This window comes from Pradoshia eiseniae (assembly GCF_002946355.1).
Taxonomy (GTDB): Bacteria; Bacillota; Bacilli; order Bacillales; family Pradoshiaceae; genus Pradoshia; species Pradoshia eiseniae.
Genome location: NZ_PKOZ01000016.1, coordinates 33,954 through 52,384, shown reverse-complemented (window position 1 = coordinate 52,384; position 18,431 = coordinate 33,954). Strand labels below are relative to the sequence as shown.

12 protein-coding genes and 18 tRNA genes are annotated in these 18,431 nt (G+C 43.9%); 28 read left to right on the top strand and 2 right to left on the bottom strand.

The window, feature by feature from the left end:
* The 24 genes from CYL18_RS16880 to CYL18_RS16765 all read left to right on the top strand — a co-directional run bounded on the left by CYL18_RS16880 (nt 1) and on the right by CYL18_RS16765 (nt 11,426).
* Nucleotides 1-76, top strand: a tRNA-Ala gene (locus CYL18_RS16880).
* Nucleotides 77-109: 33 nt separating this feature from the next.
* Nucleotides 110-186, top strand: a tRNA-Met gene (locus CYL18_RS16875).
* A gap of 5 nt (nt 187-191) precedes the next feature.
* Nucleotides 192-268, top strand: a tRNA-Ile gene (locus tag CYL18_RS16870).
* A 7-nt stretch (nt 269-275) separates the two neighbouring features.
* Nucleotides 276-368, top strand: a tRNA-Ser gene (locus tag CYL18_RS16865).
* Nucleotides 369-397: 29 nt separating this feature from the next.
* A tRNA-Met gene (locus tag CYL18_RS16860) sits at nt 398-471 on the top strand.
* Between the two features lie 7 nt (nt 472-478).
* Nucleotides 479-555 (top strand) — tRNA-Asp (locus tag CYL18_RS16855).
* Between the two features lie 58 nt (nt 556-613).
* Nucleotides 614-689 (top strand) — tRNA-Phe (locus CYL18_RS16850).
* Nucleotides 690-711: 22 nt separating this feature from the next.
* Nucleotides 712-787, top strand: a tRNA-His gene (locus CYL18_RS16845).
* 5 nt (nt 788-792) lie between these two features.
* Nucleotides 793-866, top strand: a tRNA-Gly gene (locus CYL18_RS16840).
* Between the two features lie 15 nt (nt 867-881).
* Nucleotides 882-955: transfer RNA gene (locus CYL18_RS16835), tRNA-Ile, on the top strand.
* A 12-nt stretch (nt 956-967) separates the two neighbouring features.
* Nucleotides 968-1,042: transfer RNA gene (locus CYL18_RS16830), tRNA-Asn, on the top strand.
* Nucleotides 1,043-1,047: 5 nt separating this feature from the next.
* Nucleotides 1,048-1,138: transfer RNA gene (locus CYL18_RS16825), tRNA-Ser, on the top strand.
* 3 nt (nt 1,139-1,141) lie between these two features.
* Nucleotides 1,142-1,213: transfer RNA gene (locus tag CYL18_RS16820), tRNA-Glu, on the top strand.
* 277 nt (nt 1,214-1,490) lie between these two features.
* A complete protein-coding gene (locus CYL18_RS19740) occupies nt 1,491-1,715 on the top strand; it encodes a transposase family protein (protein ID WP_104850665.1) in 225 nt (74 codons plus the stop codon).
* Nucleotides 1,716-2,534: 819 nt separating this feature from the next.
* Nucleotides 2,535-2,610 (top strand) — tRNA-Thr (locus CYL18_RS16810).
* 10 nt (nt 2,611-2,620) lie between these two features.
* A tRNA-Ser gene (locus CYL18_RS16805) sits at nt 2,621-2,713 on the top strand.
* A 15-nt stretch (nt 2,714-2,728) separates the two neighbouring features.
* Nucleotides 2,729-2,805, top strand: a tRNA-Asp gene (locus CYL18_RS16800).
* Between the two features lie 13 nt (nt 2,806-2,818).
* A tRNA-Phe gene (locus CYL18_RS16795) sits at nt 2,819-2,894 on the top strand.
* Nucleotides 2,895-2,897: 3 nt separating this feature from the next.
* Nucleotides 2,898-2,969: transfer RNA gene (locus CYL18_RS16790), tRNA-Glu, on the top strand.
* 478 nt (nt 2,970-3,447) lie between these two features.
* Nucleotides 3,448-5,427, top strand: a complete 1,980-nt coding sequence (glgB, locus tag CYL18_RS16785; RefSeq protein WP_104850664.1) for a 1,4-alpha-glucan branching protein GlgB — start codon at nt 3,448-3,450, stop codon at nt 5,425-5,427.
* The gene (locus tag CYL18_RS16780) at nt 5,369-6,523 is read left to right on the top strand and encodes a glucose-1-phosphate adenylyltransferase (protein ID WP_104850663.1); all 1,155 of its coding nucleotides are present in this window, start codon (nt 5,369-5,371) and stop codon (nt 6,521-6,523) included. Before glgB ends, CYL18_RS16780 begins: the two co-directional genes overlap by 59 nt.
* Before the next feature lie 25 nt (nt 6,524-6,548).
* On the top strand, nt 6,549-7,577 hold the full coding sequence (locus CYL18_RS16775) for a GlgC family sugar phosphate nucleotidyltransferase (RefSeq protein WP_104850670.1): 1,029 nt from the start codon (nt 6,549-6,551) through the stop codon (nt 7,575-7,577).
* Nucleotides 7,574-8,992 carry a glycogen synthase GlgA gene (gene glgA, locus CYL18_RS16770; protein ID WP_104850662.1) on the top strand — a complete coding sequence of 473 codons (1,419 nt, stop codon included), beginning with the start codon at nt 7,574-7,576 and terminating at the stop codon, nt 8,990-8,992. The genes CYL18_RS16775 and glgA overlap by 4 nt, the downstream gene beginning before the upstream one ends.
* 16 nt (nt 8,993-9,008) lie before the next feature.
* Nucleotides 9,009-11,426 (top strand): glycogen/starch/alpha-glucan phosphorylase, encoded by a 2,418-nt coding sequence (locus CYL18_RS16765; protein WP_104850661.1) that lies wholly within the window; start codon nt 9,009-9,011, stop codon nt 11,424-11,426.
* Nucleotides 11,427-11,463: 37 nt separating this feature from the next.
* Here CYL18_RS16765 and CYL18_RS16760 read toward each other — a convergent pair whose 3' ends face one another.
* Nucleotides 11,464-12,219, bottom strand: a complete 756-nt coding sequence (locus CYL18_RS16760; RefSeq protein ID WP_104850660.1) for a TraR/DksA C4-type zinc finger protein — start codon at nt 12,217-12,219, stop codon at nt 11,464-11,466.
* Nucleotides 12,220-12,361: 142 nt separating this feature from the next.
* Entirely contained in the window at nt 12,362-13,297 is a 936-nt protein-coding gene (locus tag CYL18_RS16755; RefSeq protein WP_104850659.1) for a 1,4-dihydroxy-2-naphthoate polyprenyltransferase, read from the bottom strand.
* A gap of 321 nt (nt 13,298-13,618) precedes the next feature.
* Here CYL18_RS16755 and CYL18_RS16750 point away from each other — a divergent pair, with 321 nt between their 5' ends.
* The 4 genes from CYL18_RS16750 to menB are packed head-to-tail and all read left to right on the top strand — an operon-like array spanning nt 13,619 to nt 18,413.
* On the top strand, nt 13,619-15,028 hold the full coding sequence (locus CYL18_RS16750; protein ID WP_161497158.1) for an isochorismate synthase: 1,410 nt from the start codon (nt 13,619-13,621) through the stop codon (nt 15,026-15,028).
* Nucleotides 15,025-16,779, top strand: a complete 1,755-nt coding sequence (menD, locus tag CYL18_RS16745; protein WP_104850657.1) for a 2-succinyl-5-enolpyruvyl-6-hydroxy-3-cyclohexene-1-carboxylic-acid synthase — start codon at nt 15,025-15,027, stop codon at nt 16,777-16,779. The genes CYL18_RS16750 and menD overlap by 4 nt, the downstream gene beginning before the upstream one ends.
* Entirely contained in the window at nt 16,769-17,605 is an 837-nt protein-coding gene (gene menH / locus CYL18_RS16740) for a 2-succinyl-6-hydroxy-2,4-cyclohexadiene-1-carboxylate synthase (RefSeq protein ID WP_104850656.1), read from the top strand. Before menD ends, menH begins: the two co-directional genes overlap by 11 nt.
* Nucleotides 17,595-18,413, top strand: a complete 819-nt coding sequence (gene menB / locus CYL18_RS16735) for a 1,4-dihydroxy-2-naphthoyl-CoA synthase (protein WP_104850655.1) — start codon at nt 17,595-17,597, stop codon at nt 18,411-18,413. The genes menH and menB overlap by 11 nt, the downstream gene beginning before the upstream one ends.
* The last annotated feature ends 18 nt before the right edge of the window (nt 18,414-18,431 follow it).

Below are 18,431 nucleotides of genomic sequence, written 5' to 3'. Positions count from 1 at the left end.
GGGGCCTTAGCTCAGCTGGGAGAGCGCCTGCTTTGCACGCAGGAGGTCAGCGGTTCGATCCCGCTAGGCTCCACCATTACTTACCTAAACCTAATAGGATTCATATTTTGGCGGTGTAGCTCAGCTGGCTAGAGCGTACGGTTCATACCCGTAAGGTCGGGGGTTCGATCCCCTCCGCCGCTACCAAAATAGGACCTTTAGCTCAGCTGGTTAGAGCAGACGGCTCATAACCGTCCGGTCGTAGGTTCGAGTCCTACAAGGTCCACCACATATATGGAGGAATACCCAAGTCTGGCTGAAGGGACCGGTCTTGAAAACCGGGAGGCGGGTTAAACCGCGCGGGGGTTCGAATCCCTCTTCCTCCGCCATATATTCTCTACAGAAACATTCTTATCGCCGCGGGGTGGAGCAGTCTGGTAGCTCGTCGGGCTCATAACCCGAAGGTCGCAGGTTCAAATCCTGTCCCCGCAATTAAAATGGTCCGGTAGTTCAGTTGGTTAGAATGCCTGCCTGTCACGCAGGAGGTCGCGGGTTCGAGTCCCGTCCGGACCGCCATTTTACTGTTAGCTCATCGATTAAGCATTGAGCAGCATATAAAGAAATGAAATGTTATGGCTCAGTAGCTCAGTCGGTAGAGCAAAGGACTGAAAATCCTTGTGTCGGCGGTTCGATTCCGTCCTGAGCCACCATTTATTAAAACAATAACGCACGGCGGTTGTGGCGAAGTGGTTAACGCATCGGATTGTGGTTCCGACATTCGTGGGTTCGATTCCCATCAGCCGCCCCATAGATGCGGGTGTAGTTTAGTGGTAAAACCTCAGCCTTCCAAGCTGATGATGAGGGTTCGATTCCCTTCACCCGCTCCAAAAAAATATCATAATGGGCCTATAGCTCAGCTGGTTAGAGCGCACGCCTGATAAGCGTGAGGTCGATGGTTCGAGTCCATTTAGGCCCATATCAATATTATTCCGTAGTAGCTCAGTGGTAGAGCACTCGGCTGTTAACCGAGCGGTCGTAGGTTCGAATCCTACCTGCGGAGCCATATTTGGGGAAGTACTCAAGAGGCTGAAGAGGCGCCCCTGCTAAGGGTGTAGGTCGGGTAACCGGCGCGAGGGTTCAAATCCCTCCTTCTCCGCCATTTGGCCCCTTGGTCAAGCGGTTAAGACACCGCCCTTTCACGGCGGTAACACGGGTTCGAATCCCGTAGGGGTCATAAAAACCATGTACAAATGTACATGGTTTTTTTCTGTATATGAGTATATATTTTTGGTTCTATGTTAAATGGAATCTATACTAAATGTTGGGGTGTCCAAAAAAGGACATAAAAAAAGAGCACACATGCTCCGCTTTTCTTATACTTGAATTGTCCAGAAACAAGTCGAAAAGGAGATGTGTGCTCTTGAATTTTAACATAACATTCCGGGTTTAGAAGATGTGATGGTGACAAAGTCTGAGGTGAAGGATCATGGTGTTTTGAAATAACCGTTGAGATGCCCATGGCACCGCATACTTGTCCAAGATGTGGCGAGGAAACGGAGAAAGTCCATGATTATCGGATTCAGTCCGTTCGTCATCTTAAGATGGCGGAACGACCAACGGTTCTTCAATATCGGAAACGGAGGTATGTTTGCCCTTGTGGAAAGAGGTTTGCCGAACGGAACCCGTTTGTCGATCGGTATCAACGCTTCTCAAAAGAATGGGACGAACAAAGCTAAATACGAGCTGCGAAAGCGAACACATTATAGGAAATTGCAGCTCAATACTGCTCGTGTATCAGTACCAACATCCAGCAGTTTGATGACATTGTCCCAGCCGCCATGAAGGAATCGGCTGCCTTGCCGTAGGTGATTGCCATAGATGAGTTCTATACGGGTAAGGAAAAGTACCAGCTTATTATCGTAAATGCTAAAAGCCTGAAAGCCAATTGCCATTCTTCCAAACCGTCGGAAAGACATTATTAGGGACTATTGCGCCAGCATGACGCAAAGATGAAAGCCGGGCGTCCATGGACATGACTCCGGCCTTAAGGATGCAGTTCAACAGGCTCTGGATTCGTTCCGTCGTCGTGGCGGATAGCTTCCGCTTTGTGCAGTAGATGAATTGGGCGCTGGTCGGGTGCGTGTACGTGTACGTAATTAAACTTTATGGCATGAATACTTATGAAGTTGTATAACTGGAAGGGCGTATGGACATAAAGTATTGTTGTAAATGTTAAAGGCTTCTTTTTGTCTTAATATTACGGTCAGGATATTAACGAATGATACATCAGTCTTTCTAAAGTATTTAAAGCCTTAAATTAAGCGCCAGAAAGGCTACAAAAGCAGATAGAGCCAATTACCAGGATAGCCGCTAAAAACAGCGTTCTAGGAGCATAGAAGGGCAATAGAAGGATTAACACTCACTCTACTGATATAGTTAATTATCTACATAAAGATATGTACTAAAAATATATTGGTATTCCCATATATTTCTTGTTGAAATATAGCTGGATACAGGTTAGAATAAAAAAGCAGTCAACGAGAGAGTGCAAAAATGCCGGTGTAGCTCAATTGGTAGAGCAACTGACTTGTAATCAGTAGGTTGGGGGTTCAAGTCCTCTTGCCGGCACCATTTACAAAACGGAGGAATACCCAAGTCTGGCTGAAGGGATCGGTCTTGAAAACCGAGAGGCGGGTCAAACCGCGCGGGGGTTCGAATCCCTCTTCCTCCTCCATAATATTTTCATAATGGTCCGGTAGTTCAGTTGGTTAGAATGCCTGCCTGTCACGCAGGAGGTCGCGGGTTCGAGTCCCGTCCGGACCGCCATTTATATAATGTTGGCTCAGTAGCTCAGTCGGTAGAGCAAAGGACTGAAAATCCTTGTGTCGGCGGTTCGATTCCGTCCTGAGCCACCATTTGGCCCCTTGGTCAAGCGGTTAAGACACCGCCCTTTCACGGCGGTAACACGGGTTCGAATCCCGTAGGGGTCATACAATAAAAGTCATGTACGATAGAGTACATGGCTTTTTTTATTTTCGATGGAACTTAGAGAGCGATATAGCCGGCTTATCTAACAAAATTGTCATTCCATCGGGAGCTTTTTGTTATGTAATACTATGTGTATTATCTAGTATGATGGAATATAGGGAAGAACAAAAGTGGTAGTAGAATATATTCAATTGTATTAATCTAGAAAAGTTTAAGCAGGAAGTTGAAAAGATTAATAGAAGTATTAGTTAAGGATACATACTATAAAAAATTTATAAATAAATATCTGAAAATAAGACTTTTTGGGTGTTTTCAATCTTCTTGATCAAGGGAATAAAAAACAATTGACACGATATTAAAGGGTAAAGCATTAGGTAATATATATATATACAATTAAATTTATATTTGCAATATTCATGCAATAAATAGTTTAATTAATATATTATAAATAATTCGATAAAGTACTGAAAGGGTGATGGCATGCCTCATAATGCACCGACAGATTATCAGATTCACTTATTTCATGAGGGCTCACTTTATGACGCTTACAAGCTGTTTGGAGCCCATTTGATAGAGAAGAACAATAAAGTGTTTACCCGCTTTACAGTATTTGCCCCAAACGCACGCAGCATCCGTGTTGTCGGTTCTTTCAACAAATGGAATGGTAAAGGTTACGAAATGCTGAAAGTATCCGAGCAAGGAATCTGGTCTGTCCTCATTGAAGCAAATCTCTCCAATGAAATTTACAAGTATGAGATTGAAGCAATGTCCGGCGAAATTCTTCTAAAAAGTGATCCCTATGCCTTCTATTCAGAAATCAGGCCAAATACGGCCTCAATTGTCTTTCCGTATGACACAGGATACAAATGGGGCGACCAGTCATGGTGTAAGAAGAAGTCCAAAAAGAATAATCCGGAGGAACCGCTCTATATTTATGAAATGCACGCGGGTTCGTGGAAGAAAAAAATAAAGGATGAAGATGGTTTCGTTCCTAGCGACGAATGTAAGGTTGATTATTTTTATACATATCGAGAGCTTGCATCTGAGCTGATTCCTTATGTCCTTGACCAGGGCTATACCCATATTGAATTGATGCCGCTAACTGAGCATCCGTTCGACGGTTCTTGGGGATATCAAGGGACTGGCTATTATTCCCCAACAAGCCGTTATGGAAATCCGGATGACTTAAGGTATTTCATTGACCAATGTCATCAAAACAACATTGGGGTTTTGCTGGATTGGGTGCCTGGGCATTATTGCAAGGATGCTCATGGGCTGTATATGTTTGACGGTGCTCCTGTTTATGAATATCAAGACCACAGGTTTCGGGAGAATCCAGTCTGGGGAACTGCTAATTTCGATTTAGGAAGACCGGAAGTACACAGCTTCCTCATCTCTAATGCCCGCTACTGGATGGATTATTTCCATGTGGACGGGTTCAGAGTTGATGCGGTAGCCAATATGATTTATTGGCCGAATACATTTGATAGAGACATTAATTCGTATGCGATTTCGTTTATGAAAACATTAAACCGTGTACTGAAAGAACATGACCCTTCTTTGCTTATGATGGCGGAAGATTCAACGGATTGGCCTGGGGTAACTAAGCCGGTTGCTGAAGGAGGTTTAGGATTTACCTATAAGTGGAATATGGGTTGGATGAACGATATTTTGGAATACATGGAAGCCGATCAGCATTTCCGCTCGAATCTCCATCATAAAGTAACATTCTCCTTGATGTATGCATACTCCGAACGCTTTATTCTGCCTTTGTCACATGATGAAGTAGTTCATGGTAAGAAATCCCTATTGGACAAAATGCCAGGAAGTTATGAAGAGAAATTCTCGCAACTCAAATTGTTAGCAGGATATATGACAGCACATCCCGGGAAAAAGTTATTGTTTATGGGCGGAGAGCTAGGCATGTTTTCTGAATGGAAAGATAAAGAACAGCTTGACTGGAACCTGCTTGGTTATGATACCCATCGGAAATTGAATGAATTCTTTAAGGATCTACTCAAACTCTACAAGCGCTCCAAGCCTTTATACGAACTTGATGACTATCCAGAAGGATTTGATTGGATTGATGTCAACAACACAGATCAATCGATTTTTTCCTTTGTTCGCAGAGATAAGGGCGGCAATCCATTAATTATTATCTGTAATTTCAAAAATGTCGCATATGATCACTACAAAGTCGGCGTTCCGGATAAGCATGAATATAAAGAAATACTAAATAGTGATGATGTGAAATATGGCGGAAGCAATCATGTGAATAAAAAAGCCATACCGGCACAGGATGAAGGTTTCCACGGAAAACCATATCATGTCGTTGTAAAGATACCTCCATTTGGTATCACAGTGCTTCGCCCAATCAAAAAACGGAAGGAGTTAATTCAAAATGGCAAAGAAAAAAATTATGGCAATGCTGCTCGCAGGGGGACAAGGAACAAGGCTTGAGGCTTTGACCGCTGATGTTGCAAAACCAGCAGTACCTTTTGGCGGGAAATATAGAATCATAGATTTCACATTAAGTAATTGCACCAATTCTGGCATTGATACTGTTGGAGTATTGACCCAATATCAGCCATTATTACTTAACTCTTACTTATCGAATGGCAGCGCATGGGATCTAGATTTGAGAGATGGAGGAGTGACGGTTCTTCCGCCATATTCTGCATCCAAAGAAATGAGATGGTACACAGGAACAGCCAGCGCTGTATATCAAAACCTGAATTATATTGATCAATATGATCCTGATTATGTGATTGTCCTTTCCGGTGACCATATATATAAAATGGATTATTCCAAAATGCTAGAGTATCACGAGGAAAAAGGAGCAGATGCAACAATTTCTGTCATTGAGGTTCCTTGGGATGAAGCAAGCCGATTTGGCATCATGAACACCCGAGATGATTATTCCGTTGAGGAGTTCGATGAAAAGCCAAAGAATCCAAAGAACAATCTTGCTTCTATGGGCATCTACATCTTCAATCGGAAGGTGCTGAAGGAATTTCTTATCAGGGATGCTCAAAATGAGAACTCTTCACGCGACTTTGGGAAAGATATTATCCCGATGTTATTGAAATATAATAAAAAAGTTTATGCATATCCATTCCAAGGCTACTGGAAGGATGTTGGTACTCTCACAAGCTATTGGGAAGCCAACATGGACTTGCTGGATGAGGACTGCGAACTAAATATGTATGACTATAAATGGCGCATCTATTCTGTCAATCCAAATCGCGCTCCTCAATATTTATCTGATAAGGCAGTTGTGCGAGAGTCGCTAATCAATGAAGGCTGTATCGTAGAAGGTAAGATAGAGAAATCCGTCTTATTCTATGGTGCAAGGGTAGGAGAGAACTCACACATCAAGGATTCGGTTATCATGTCTGATGCGATTATCGGAAAGAATGTCGTGATTGAAAGAGCCATTATCCCTCCAGGCGCAATCATTCCAGATAACCAGGTAATCAAGCCGATTGATGATGAGGATGTCATTCTTGTCAATCCAGAGCTGCTCACAGAAGAGAATGCAATAAAACTATCCTAATATATTGAAAGGCGCTGAAATGAATATGAATAAATCATTGTTGGGCATCATTGATGCCACGCAAAACTTTGAATCTCTTGATATATTAACAAACCACCGTAATGTAGCAGCCTTGCCAATTGCAGGCCGCTTCCGGCTGATTGATTTTATTCTGTCTAGTATGGTGAATTCCGGAATTTCTAATGTGGCCGTCTATCCTCAGCACCATTTCCGCTCCTTGATGGATCACCTTGGAACAGGGAAGAATTGGGATTTGAACAGAAAGAGAGATGGGTTGTTCTTCTTGCCAGTCCCTCATACAGCAGAGACAAACGGTGAAATTACCTCTTTGGAGCATTTCTCCTATCATATGACCTATCTTGAGAGAAGCGAGCAGGAATTTGTGGTTGTCGCCAATAGCCATACGGTATGTAATATTGATTTCAATGCCGTATTAAAAGAGCATTTGAAAATGGGCGGAGATATTACAGAAGTCAAAAAAGGCAAGGTTTCCCTCAATATGTATGTCTTGAAAAAGGATTTGCTTGTGAAACTGATTGAGGAACGCAAGGAAACGGGCTATACATCCGTGAGTGAAGCTGTACAGGACCATTATTCTGGCTTTAAGGTCAACGTATATGAATATGATGGATACTTGGCAACTGTTGATTCTATCGGTTCCTATTTCCAAACAAGCATGGAATTGCTGAAGGTTGACAATTGGTATCAGCTATTCATGAAAACTAGCCCGATTTATACGAAGGTTAAGGATGAGCCGCCTTCCAAGTACGGCGCCGGCTCCAATGTTACGCAAGCAATGGTCGCCAATGGCTGTGTTATTAAGGGTGAGGTTGACCACAGCATTATCTTTAGAGCAGTTAATGTTGATGAGGGAACAAGCATCAAAAACTCAATCATCATGCAAAAAACCAAGATAGGCAAGAATTGCAAATTGGATTATGTCATCCTCGATAAAGATGTTGAGATTGCTGATGGTACAGTATTAATCGGTTCTCCATTCCAGCCAATCGTTGTTCAAAAAGGTGTAAAGCAAGGAGAGTTGATGAATTCGTGAATGTTTTATTTGTTGTATCTGAGTGTGTGCCATTTGCAAAATCTGGTGGGCTGGCCGACGTGGCCGGCTCACTTCCAAAAGAATTAAAGAAACTAGGGCATGAGGTAAGGGTGCTGCTTCCGAAGTATGGAACAATCCCTGCCCGTTTTTTTGATTCCGCTAAAAGAATAGCAGAATTTGAGGTGCAGCTTAGCTGGAGAAGGCAGTATTGCGGAATATATGAACTAGAATATGAGGGAATCATTTATTATTTCATGGATAATGAATATTACTTCCATCGTCCTAAATTATATGAGCAATTTGATGACGGAGAGCGCTTCGCCTACTTTTGCAAGGCGGCTATTGAGACGCTTTATCATATTCCTTTTCTGCCGGACATTATACACACCCATGACTGGCATACAGGAATGATTCCGTTTCTCTTGAAGACACAGCATCACAATACGAAGCTGGCTAACGTAAAGAACGTATTTACCATTCATAATTTAATGTTCCAAGGGATTTATGAAAAAGGCTTCCTTGGTGACGTGCTTGGCGTGCATTATGATTTCTTTAATCAGGTTGAGTTCGGAGGATGCGTCAACTTCATGAAAACAGCGCTAACCTATTCTGACGCTATCACGACGGTCAGCCCAACCTATAAGGAAGAAATCAAAACCGCGTATTTTGGGGAGAGGCTTGAGGGAATACTGCAATCTAGGGATCAGGATTTATATGGCATCGTAAACGGGATTGACCATGACTTGTACAATCCGAAGAACGATCCATCCTTGGCACAGCCTTTCAGCGCAAATGATTTAGCCGGCAAGAAGATGAATAAGAAAAAGCTCCAGGAGTATTTTAACTTGCCGGTTGACGAGGATAAGCCGGTAATCGCTGTTGTTTCACGCCTGACGAAACAAAAAGGATTTGACTTAGTGCGGGCTGTCTTCCATGAAATCATGCAACAGGACGTTCAATTTATCTTGCTTGGAACGGGTGATCCGGAATTTGAGCACTTCTTTGGTTACTCAGCTCAGTGGTATCCGGATAAATGCCGTGTGCATATAGGATTTAATGAAGATCTTGCGCATCAAATCTATGCGGGAGCTGATCTATTCCTTATGCCGTCTAAGTTTGAGCCATGCGGATTGAGTCAATTAATTGCCATGCGCTATGGTACTTTGCCAATCGTGCGCGAAACAGGAGGCCTGCGCGACACTGTACAGCCATATAATGAGTATACAGGAGAAGGAAACGGCTTTTCCTTTACGAATTTTAATGCTCATGACATGCTTTATACGATTCAGCGGGCTGTGTCTTTCTATAAGAAACCAGATGTTTGGAAGAATATCGTCAAGAATTCAATGAAAAAAGATTATAGCTGGGAACGCTCGGCCATTGAATATGAGAGATTATATACAGACTTGATTTAGGGGGGCATGTTTTTTGATGTTTGACAATAAAGAACAATTTAAGAAAGCCTTTTTATCCAAGCTAGAGATGTCCGTGGGAAAGAGCTTCGAAGAGACGAGCCCGCAAGATCAGTACCATGTACTGGGCAACATGATTCGAGAATATATCAGCACCAATTGGATTAAAACTAATCAGGTTTACCATTCGACTGAAGCGAAGCAGGTGTATTATTTATCGATTGAATTTCTGCTGGGCAGGATTATGGGGAGCAATATCCTCAATCTTGGTATTGGTGATGTCGTCGAAGAGGGTCTTAGAGACCTAGGCATCAGCCTTGATGATTTGGAATCCAATGAACCGGACTCTGCCCTCGGCAATGGGGGCTTAGGCCGGCTGGCTGCTTGCTTTATGGATTCGCTTGCTTCACTTGATTTACCTGGACATGGATGCGGCATTCGCTACAAGCATGGGCTATTTGAGCAAAAAATCGTTAATGGTGTCCAAGTAGAATACCCTGAGCTTTGGCTGCAAAACGGGCAGGTCTGGGAGGTGCGTAAATCAGATTTATCCGTTGAGGTTCCATTTTGGGGCAAGGTAGAGTCCTTTGAAGATGAGCAAGGCCGTCTGAGATTTAGGCATAGGGATGCTGAGCCGATTATGGCGGTTCCTTATGATATTCCTGTTGTCGGCTATCAAACTGAAACGGTTAATACGCTCCGATTATGGAATGCCGAGCCTGCCAATGTTCCTTTCCATGATGATATTATGCGCTATAAGCGGGAGACGGAGATGGTTTCAGAATTCCTTTATCCAGATGACGCGGAGGACAGCGGGAAAATTTTGCGCTTGAAGCAGCAATATTTCTTGGTAAGGGCAAGTCTTAATTCGATTTTGAATTCCTTCAGGAAAAAGCAGAAGGATATTCGCGAATTGCCGAATTACGTTTCAATACATATCAATGATACTCATCCAGTCCTAGCGATTCCTGAATTGATGAGAATTCTGTTGGATGAAGAGATGCTCCCGTGGGAAGAGGCCTGGGACATAACGGTTCAAACAATTTCTTATACGAATCATACGACCTTATCTGAAGCATTGGAAAAATGGCCAGTACGCTTATTCCAGCCGCTTTTACCGCGCATCTATATGATTGTTGAGGAGATTAATGAACGGTTCTGCAAGGAGCTGTGGGAACGATATCCTGGACAATGGCAAAGAATAGAGGATATGGCGATTATAGCTCATGATCAAGTTAAGATGGCACATTTAGCTCTTGTCGGCACCCATAGCACTAATGGCGTTGCCTACTTGCATACGGAAATCTTAAAGAAGAGGGAAATGAATAATTTCTATGAGATATTCCCGGAGAGGTTCAATAATAAGACAAATGGAATCACTCATCGCCGCTGGCTGATGAAATCCAACCCAGCCCTTACTGGTCTGATTACGGAATCAATCGGAGATAAATGGAAGGTTGAGCCTCCTCTTCTGAAGGAACTTGAGCATTATAAGGATGATGCTGCGTTTCTTGAGCAGCTTGAGAAAGTGAAGCATGAGAATAAAGTCAAGCTTGCTGAGCGTATCTTCCAGCAAAATCAAATCAAGGTTAATCTTGATAGCATTTTTGATGTACAGGTTAAACGTCTTCATGCGTATAAACGACAATTATTAAATGTTTTGCACATTATGTACTTGTATAATCGGATGAAGGAAGATCCTAGTTTCCGTCCGCATCCACGGACCTTTATTTTCGGTGCTAAGGCATCACCTGGGTATTATTATGCGAAGAAGATTATTAAGCTAATCAACACGGTTGCTGAAAAAGTCAATAATGATAAGACGACGAATGATTATTTAAAGGTCGTTTTCCTTGAAAATTACCGTGTGTCCCTTGCAGAGGAAATCTTCCCGGCTGCGGAAGTAAGTGAACAGATTTCAACTGCCAGCAAGGAGGCATCTGGCACCGGCAATATGAAATTCATGATGAACGGTGCTTTGACCATCGGTACGATGGATGGAGCAAACGTTGAGATCTTTGAACGAGTTGGCAAGGATAATATCTTTATCTTTGGAATGACCTCAGAGGAAGTTATGAATTATCAAGCTAATGGCGGTTATCATTCTTCAGAATATTATATGCTTGACAGGAGAATACACGAGGCTGTTAACCAGCTGGTTAATGGTTTCTTCCCGAACACGAATGGCATGTTTGATGTCATTTATGATTCCTTGTTAATTGAGAACGATCAATACTTTGTCCTGCGTGATTTTGATTCCTATGTGAAGACACAGGAAAAAGTGTCAAATGCTTACCAAGACAAAAAAGGATGGAATAAATCAAGCGTAGTCAATATTGCTAACTCAGGCTTCTTCTCAAGTGATCGGACGATAACTGAGTATGCAAATGATATTTGGCATGTTAAGCCTGTCAATTCTCCCATCATAAAAGCATAGAAGGTCGAGGCAAGCCCGCTCATGAGGGCTTGCCTTTTTACCCTTTCTTATCAGTTAAATAGCTGTCCTTTTTCCGATATGGAATATCACCGAGTGGAGATTCAATCCCTTCCTCGTCAAGTTCTTCCTCATATTCCTCCAATTCTTCATTCCGGTAGATGGCGCGCTCACCGTCAGGTCCATTGCCTACAAAGTCATCTAAATCATTTGGTGAATCACCAGATAAATCTTCCTCTGGGTACATATCGTCATATTCGCCATTGCTATTCATCATGTCAGAAGGTGTCTCAGATGTCCCATAGCGGGCTGCATCTGCAAAGGAGTCGCGATAATCTTCTATGCGGGGATCGTAGCTGCGCTGCATGGAGTCTTTGCGCGGGTCCTTGATGATGCTTTCCTCGCTTGGACGTTTTTCATCGGAACGTCGGTCCGAAGCTTTTGCATGCTCGGTGCAATAGAGGGTTTCAGGAACAACCTCTAGCCGTTCAAAGGGGATATCCTCGCCGCATTCCTTGCATATTCCATATGTCCCTTCCTCAATTGCCTGCAATGCATCCTCGATTCGATTCACTTGTTCTTCTTCATGGATGTTCAAAGCTATATCTTTTTCCCGCTCGAACAATTCAGTTCCAAGGTCTGCCGGATGATTATCATAGGCGGACAATTCACTGACAGAATCCCTCTCGCTCAAGTCCATGCGTGTATTCTTGCCGGATTGGATTTTTTCTGTGAGTTCGTCTCTTTGTTGTTTTAATCTATTTTTTAATTGATTTGTTTGTTCTTTCGATATCATATCTTCACGTCCTTCGTTGGTTTATTGACCAGCTGAAACTGGGAGATTCAACCTGTATGAATACATTACCCTGAGAAAATTGAAGGAAACCTGGGAGAGTAAAAGAAAAGACCTCCCAAACGGGAGATCTTTCATGTACGTGTTATAGAATGAAACCAATGAACATACCAAGTGCAAACAATAGACCATAGAAGGTATTCGTTTGCCCTGTTGCTTTCATCGCAGGCATCATTTCAAGAGGTGCTTGTTTGCCTTTGAAACCTTGGACAGCCTTAATGGCCTTTGGAATGCTGAGAAGAACGAGCAATGTCCAAGGAGATGTGATACCTAGCCCAATTAAAACGAATGCCCAAATATAAGAGATGGCAAACATGCTGGCTAATAGAACGACAGCTTTGTCATGACCGATTAAGATAGCAATGGTCCGGCGGCCGCCTCTTTGATCACCGACACGATCACGAATATTATTTGACAGCATGATTGCTCCGACAGTCAGGAAGAAGGGAACGGTAATTAGCCATGCATCAAAAGTGACCTCTCCGACCTGAATGAAGAAGGAGATGATGATGATTAATGCACCCATGAAAAAGCCTGATGTCAGTTCACCGAGAGGCGTATAGGCAATCGGATATGGTCCGCCGGTATAGAAATATCCCATAGACATGGATAAAAGTCCGATAATGACTAGCCACCAGCTGCTGTTAGCGCATATATAAACGCCAAGCAAGACAGAGATTCCATATAAGGACATGGCTAATGTCAAAATTGCTTTCGGTGATATTCCTTCGCGGACAATGCCGCCCCCAATTCCAATCGATTCCTCGGTGTCAAGTCCTCTCTTGAAATCGTAGTACTCATTGAATAGATTGGTAGCAATCTGGATGAGGAGTGCAGCTGCCATCATTGCGATGAATAATCCCCAATGAAGCGATTCGACGTGCTGGTGGGCTAACGCTGTTCCAACTAGCACCGGAGTAAATCCTGCCGTCAAAGTATGCGGTCTCGTTAATTTCCACCATACACGCCAGTCTTTCTTTCGATGATCAATCTTCTCGGCTTTGGTCGAGAGATGTTCCATAATAGTTATGCTCCTTTATGCTAAAAATAACTAGCGAACGGTGGCAAAGAATCATGATAAACTAAATTATGAAATCAAATAAACGAAATTAGTTCATATTTAAAGCATTACCCCATCCACTATAATATACTAAAAATAGTGTAGAGAAATGGCGGGGGAAGTGTCAATCTTTTTATATGGCTTATTCTCTTTTGGATGTACGGCTTTTCTTGAAGGGGAAAGAAGGAGCTTTCCAACACGTTATACAAAAATTGACAGGTTAAAATGTGCGGGTGTATCTTTAAGAAAGCCTATGGATATACGACCGGTGGGGGGATTTTAATGGCATTACAGCAGATTACGGATATAAAGCATCGATTGGCTGAAACAACTAAGACTGTAAGACAGACAAAAAGGGCTGTCCTTTTTAGTCATGTTGAAGCCGTGCCCACTATGAAACCTTTGCAAATCTATCAATCAAGCGGAAAATCATATAAAGGTGAGCGCTTTTATTGGGAAAATCCTGAAGGGAATCTGACCCTTTGCGGGATGGGCGTTGCTGCCAAGCTGCAGCCTGGTGCAGACTCAGTTGGGCGCTTCAGTCAAGTGAAAGACCAATGGGGAGCACTGCTGAGTATGGCATCGGTGAACCACTGCCTGGGAGAGATGGCAACAGGGCCAATTCTATTTGGCGGTTTTTCATTCATGGAGGGAGAGACAGGGCCAATTGGTCTGTGGGAGGATTTTGGAGACTATCTATTTTATTTGCCTCGATTTTTGCTGACTGAAAGCGCTAATGGGACCTTTCTAACCTCTACGAAATTAATCACAGAAGATTGTGATGATTGTTCAATTGAACGATTCTTGGAAGATAGGGAACAGCTAATGTCGCTGTCTCCTGCTATGGTAGAGGAAATTCCTTCTTTCTCGCATGTGGAAGAAAGGGATGTGGAAAAATGGAAGGAAGCCATTGAGCGGTCAGTAGAAGATATTCGTACAGGTCTTCTGGATAAGGTCGTTCTTGCACGCGAAGTGAGTCTTCATTTTGAAGGGAAGATACCGAGCGGGACAATCCTTCATAATTTAACGGAACAGCAGCCGGGAAGCTTTATCTTTGGAGTGGAGTCTGGCGAATCATGTTTCCTTGGTGCTTCACCTGAGCGGTTGATTAAGAAGGAAGGGAAACAAATCTTCTCCGCTTGTTTAGCGGGCTCCATCAAAAGAGGCGATGATGCTCGCACGGATGAACAATTAGGGCTGGAGCTATGGAACGATGAAAAAAACCGTTCTGAGCATGAATTTGTGGTTAGCATGATGCGAAAGGCAATGGAAGAGCAATGTATAGAACTCGATATACCACAGGAGCCGATTTTAATGAAGCTGGCGAATATCCAGCATCTCTATACACCTGTTAAAGGAACTTCACTGCCGAATAGCTCAATCTTGGAATTCGTAGAATTATTGCATCCGACACCTGCTCTTGGGGGAGCTCCGAGAAAGATTGCCATGGAGAAAATCAGCGAATATGAACAAATGGAGCGAGGATTTTATTCCTCTCCTGTTGGATGGATGGATATGAAGGGAAACGGCGATTTTGCCGTCGGGATTCGATCAGGACTTATTAAGGGGGGACAAGCCTCCCTCTTTGCGGGCTGTGGAATTGTGGAAGGATCCGTTCCTGAGAGTGAGCTAACGGAAACGAAAGTGAAATTCAAGCCTATGCTAAATGCTTTAGGAGGATTAAGGATATGAAACATCAAGAGGCTTTAACTGCCTATATTGCATCCTTTGTGGATGAATTGACGGCATGTGGCGTCCAAGACGTTGTCATTAGCCCCGGCTCAAGGTCCACACCATTAGCCTATTGCATGGCGGAGCACGAGGGAATGGACGTTCATTTAAATATAGATGAGCGTTCGGCTGCTTTCTTCGCGCTGGGCATGGCTAAAGAGAAGCGCAGCCCTGTTGCGATTCTTTGCACATCTGGCACGGCAGCCGCAAATTATTATCCGGCCATTGTGGAAGCGCATTACTCAAGGGTGCCATTAATTGTACTGACGGCAGATAGGCCGCATGAGTTAAGGGATATTGGTGCTCCGCAAGCGATTGATCAGCTGCATTTATATGGAAAGCATGTAAAATGGTTTGTGGAAATGGCTCTCCCTGAATCAGCTTTATCCATGCTTCATTACGCAAGGACGATTGCGGCTCGTGCTGCAGGAACGGCGGTTCTTGAACCAGCAGGTCCGGTCCATATCAATATCCCGCTTCGTGAGCCGCTGATTCCGAACCTGGCAGATATGAAGAAATGGGTGAAAGCAAGCGAGAAGAGGGAGTCAAGCATCGATATTAGACAAGGAAAGTCAGCGCTCGCTGATTCTCAATACAAGGAATGCTTGGAGCTAATTGAACAGGCTAGACGAGGCTTGATAATTTGCGGTCCGATGGACATTCCTGGATTTGATCAAGCGGTTAGCCGTCTTTCTGAAACAACGGGATTTCCAATCCTTGCTGATCCTCTCTCTCAGCTTAGAGGGAGCGGCTATTGTAAAGAAAGCATCATTGAGGGATATGATACTTTCTTGAAGGATGCATCTTTATGCGAAAGCTTGAAACCAGATTTAATTATCCGTTTTGGAGCTATGCCTGTCTCCAAACCACTGCTCTTATTTATTAAGGGAATGGAGCAGGTGAACCATATGGTCATCGATGGCGGCTTAGGCTGGAGAGAGCCGACAGGGATGGGGACACATATGATTTATTGTGAGGAGACGGTCTTTTGTGAAAGGCTCGCTCTTGAATTTGAGAAAGAGCGGAATAGAGAGTGGCTAGGGAAGTGGAAGGCCATTGATCAGGTCGCTAAGCAAGAGCTTCGGAACATCCAAGATGAAACCGTTTTGCAGGAAGGAAAGCTTTTCGCGAAACTTCAGAGCTTACTGCCTGATCGGGCAAATTTGGTCGTTGGTAACAGCATGCCAATCAGGAATGTAGATACCTTCTTTCATGACTCTGAAAAAGAGATACGAATATTTGCTAACCGTGGAGCGAATGGGATTGATGGAACAATTTCCACGGCTCTTGGTATTGCCGCTTCATCAGAACAGCCAACCGTGCTTGCGCTCGGTGATTTGAGCTTCTTCCATGATATGAATGGTCTGCTTGCCGCGAAGATGCACAACTTAAACCTCCTCGTTATTGTCATTAATAATGATGGCGGAGGAATCTTCTCCTACTTGCCACAGGCACAGGAGGAACGCCACTTTGAGGAGCTATTTGGAACGCCGCATGGCCTAAGCTTTGAACATACGGCTGCTTTATATGGCGCGAACTATGCATGCCCTGCGACTTGGGACGAAGTGGATGAAGCAATCAGCAGCTGGTCGGGGAATCCTGATTTCCGAGTTGTCGAGGTCATGACAGACCGGAAGTATGATGTAGAAACTTATCGAGCTTTGGTGAAACATGTTTCCCAGGAAATAAGAGCGATGCGTCATGTCGATTGAGCGTTTCATCCCCATTAACGGCGTTACCTACCATATTCGCATAGAGGGTACAGGTGAACCGGTGCTCCTTCTTCATGGCTTTACGGGGAGCCTTCATACATGGAGCTATCTAATAGAAACATATAAAGAGAAGTTTAGCTTCCTCGCTGTGGACTTACTAGGGCACGGACAGACTGATTCGCCGGAACAACCTGAAAGATATCGAATGGAAGCAGCCGCTGATGATATTAAGGAGCTGCTTGACTGTCTTGGTGTAAGGCCGGTCCACCTGCTTGGCTATTCGATGGGCGGAAGATTGGCCATAGGATTTGCTGCCCGTTATCCGCACTATGTAAGGAGCCTCATCCTTGAAAGCTCATCGCCGGGGCTTAAGACACTCCAGGAGCAGAATGCCCGTAAAAAGCATGATGCCGAATTGGCTGAACGCATTATGAATATTGGTGTGGAAAGATTCACGGAGGAATGGAGCGGAATTCCGCTCTTTTCCACTCAAGAGAGGCTGCCGCAGGAGATGAAGGACCGAGTGAGGAAGGAACGGCTGCTGCAAAAAGAAGCCGGCCTTGCCGGAAGCCTGAAAGGGATGGGAACTGGCTCTCAGCCATCCTTATGGGGGGATCTATCCAGCCTGCAAATGCCAGTCCTTGTTCTTGCTGGTGAGTACGATTTGAAGTTTGTGCATATAGCTAAACAAATGACTACTACCTTGCCGAATCATGAAATACATATTTTCGGGGATGCTGGTCATGCAATTCACGTGGAGAAACCTGCGGAATTTGGTAAAATAGTAAATGAATATTTATTAAGGAGGAAAAATGATGGCAATTAAGTGGGTTCCAATTCGTACATACGATGAAATACTTTATGAAAAATATAATGGGATTGCCAAGATTACAATCAACAGGCCGGAGGTAAGAAATGCCTTCACACCAAAAACTGTGACGGAATTAATTGATGCCTTCTCACGCGCGCGCGATGATAACGAAATTGGGGTTATTATTCTGACGGGTGCTGGAGACCTGGCCTTCTGTTCAGGCGGTGATCAAAAGGTGAGAGGTCATGGCGGATATGTAGGTGATGATGAAATTCCGCGCTTGAACGTGCTGGATCTTCAACGCTTGATTCGCGTCATTCCAAAACCAGTAGTAGCCATGGTTGCCGGCTATGCAATCGGCGGCGGTCATGTACTTCATGTTGTTTGTGACTTAACGATTGCGGCAGAAAACGCTCGTTTTGGACAAACTGGTCCGAATGTAGGAAGCTTTGATGCGGGATATGGAGCAGGCTACTTGGCTAGAATCGTCGGCCATAAGAAGGCGAAGGAAATTTGGTACCTATGCCGTCAATATGATGCACAAGAAGCGCTTGATATGGGGCTAGTTAATAAAGTAGTTCCTCTAGAAGACTTGGAGAAGGAAACGGTTGAGTGGTGCGAGATCATGCTCGAGAAGAGCCCGACAGCACTTCGATTCTTAAAAGCTTCCTTCAACGCGGACACAGACGGTTTGGCAGGCTTACAGCAATTAGCTGGAGATGCTACATTGCTTTACTATACAACGGAAGAGGCAAAAGAAGGAAGAGATGCTTTCAAGGAGAAACGCAAGCCTGACTTCGGCCAATTCCCAAGGTTCCCTTGATTTTAATTTTATGCACAC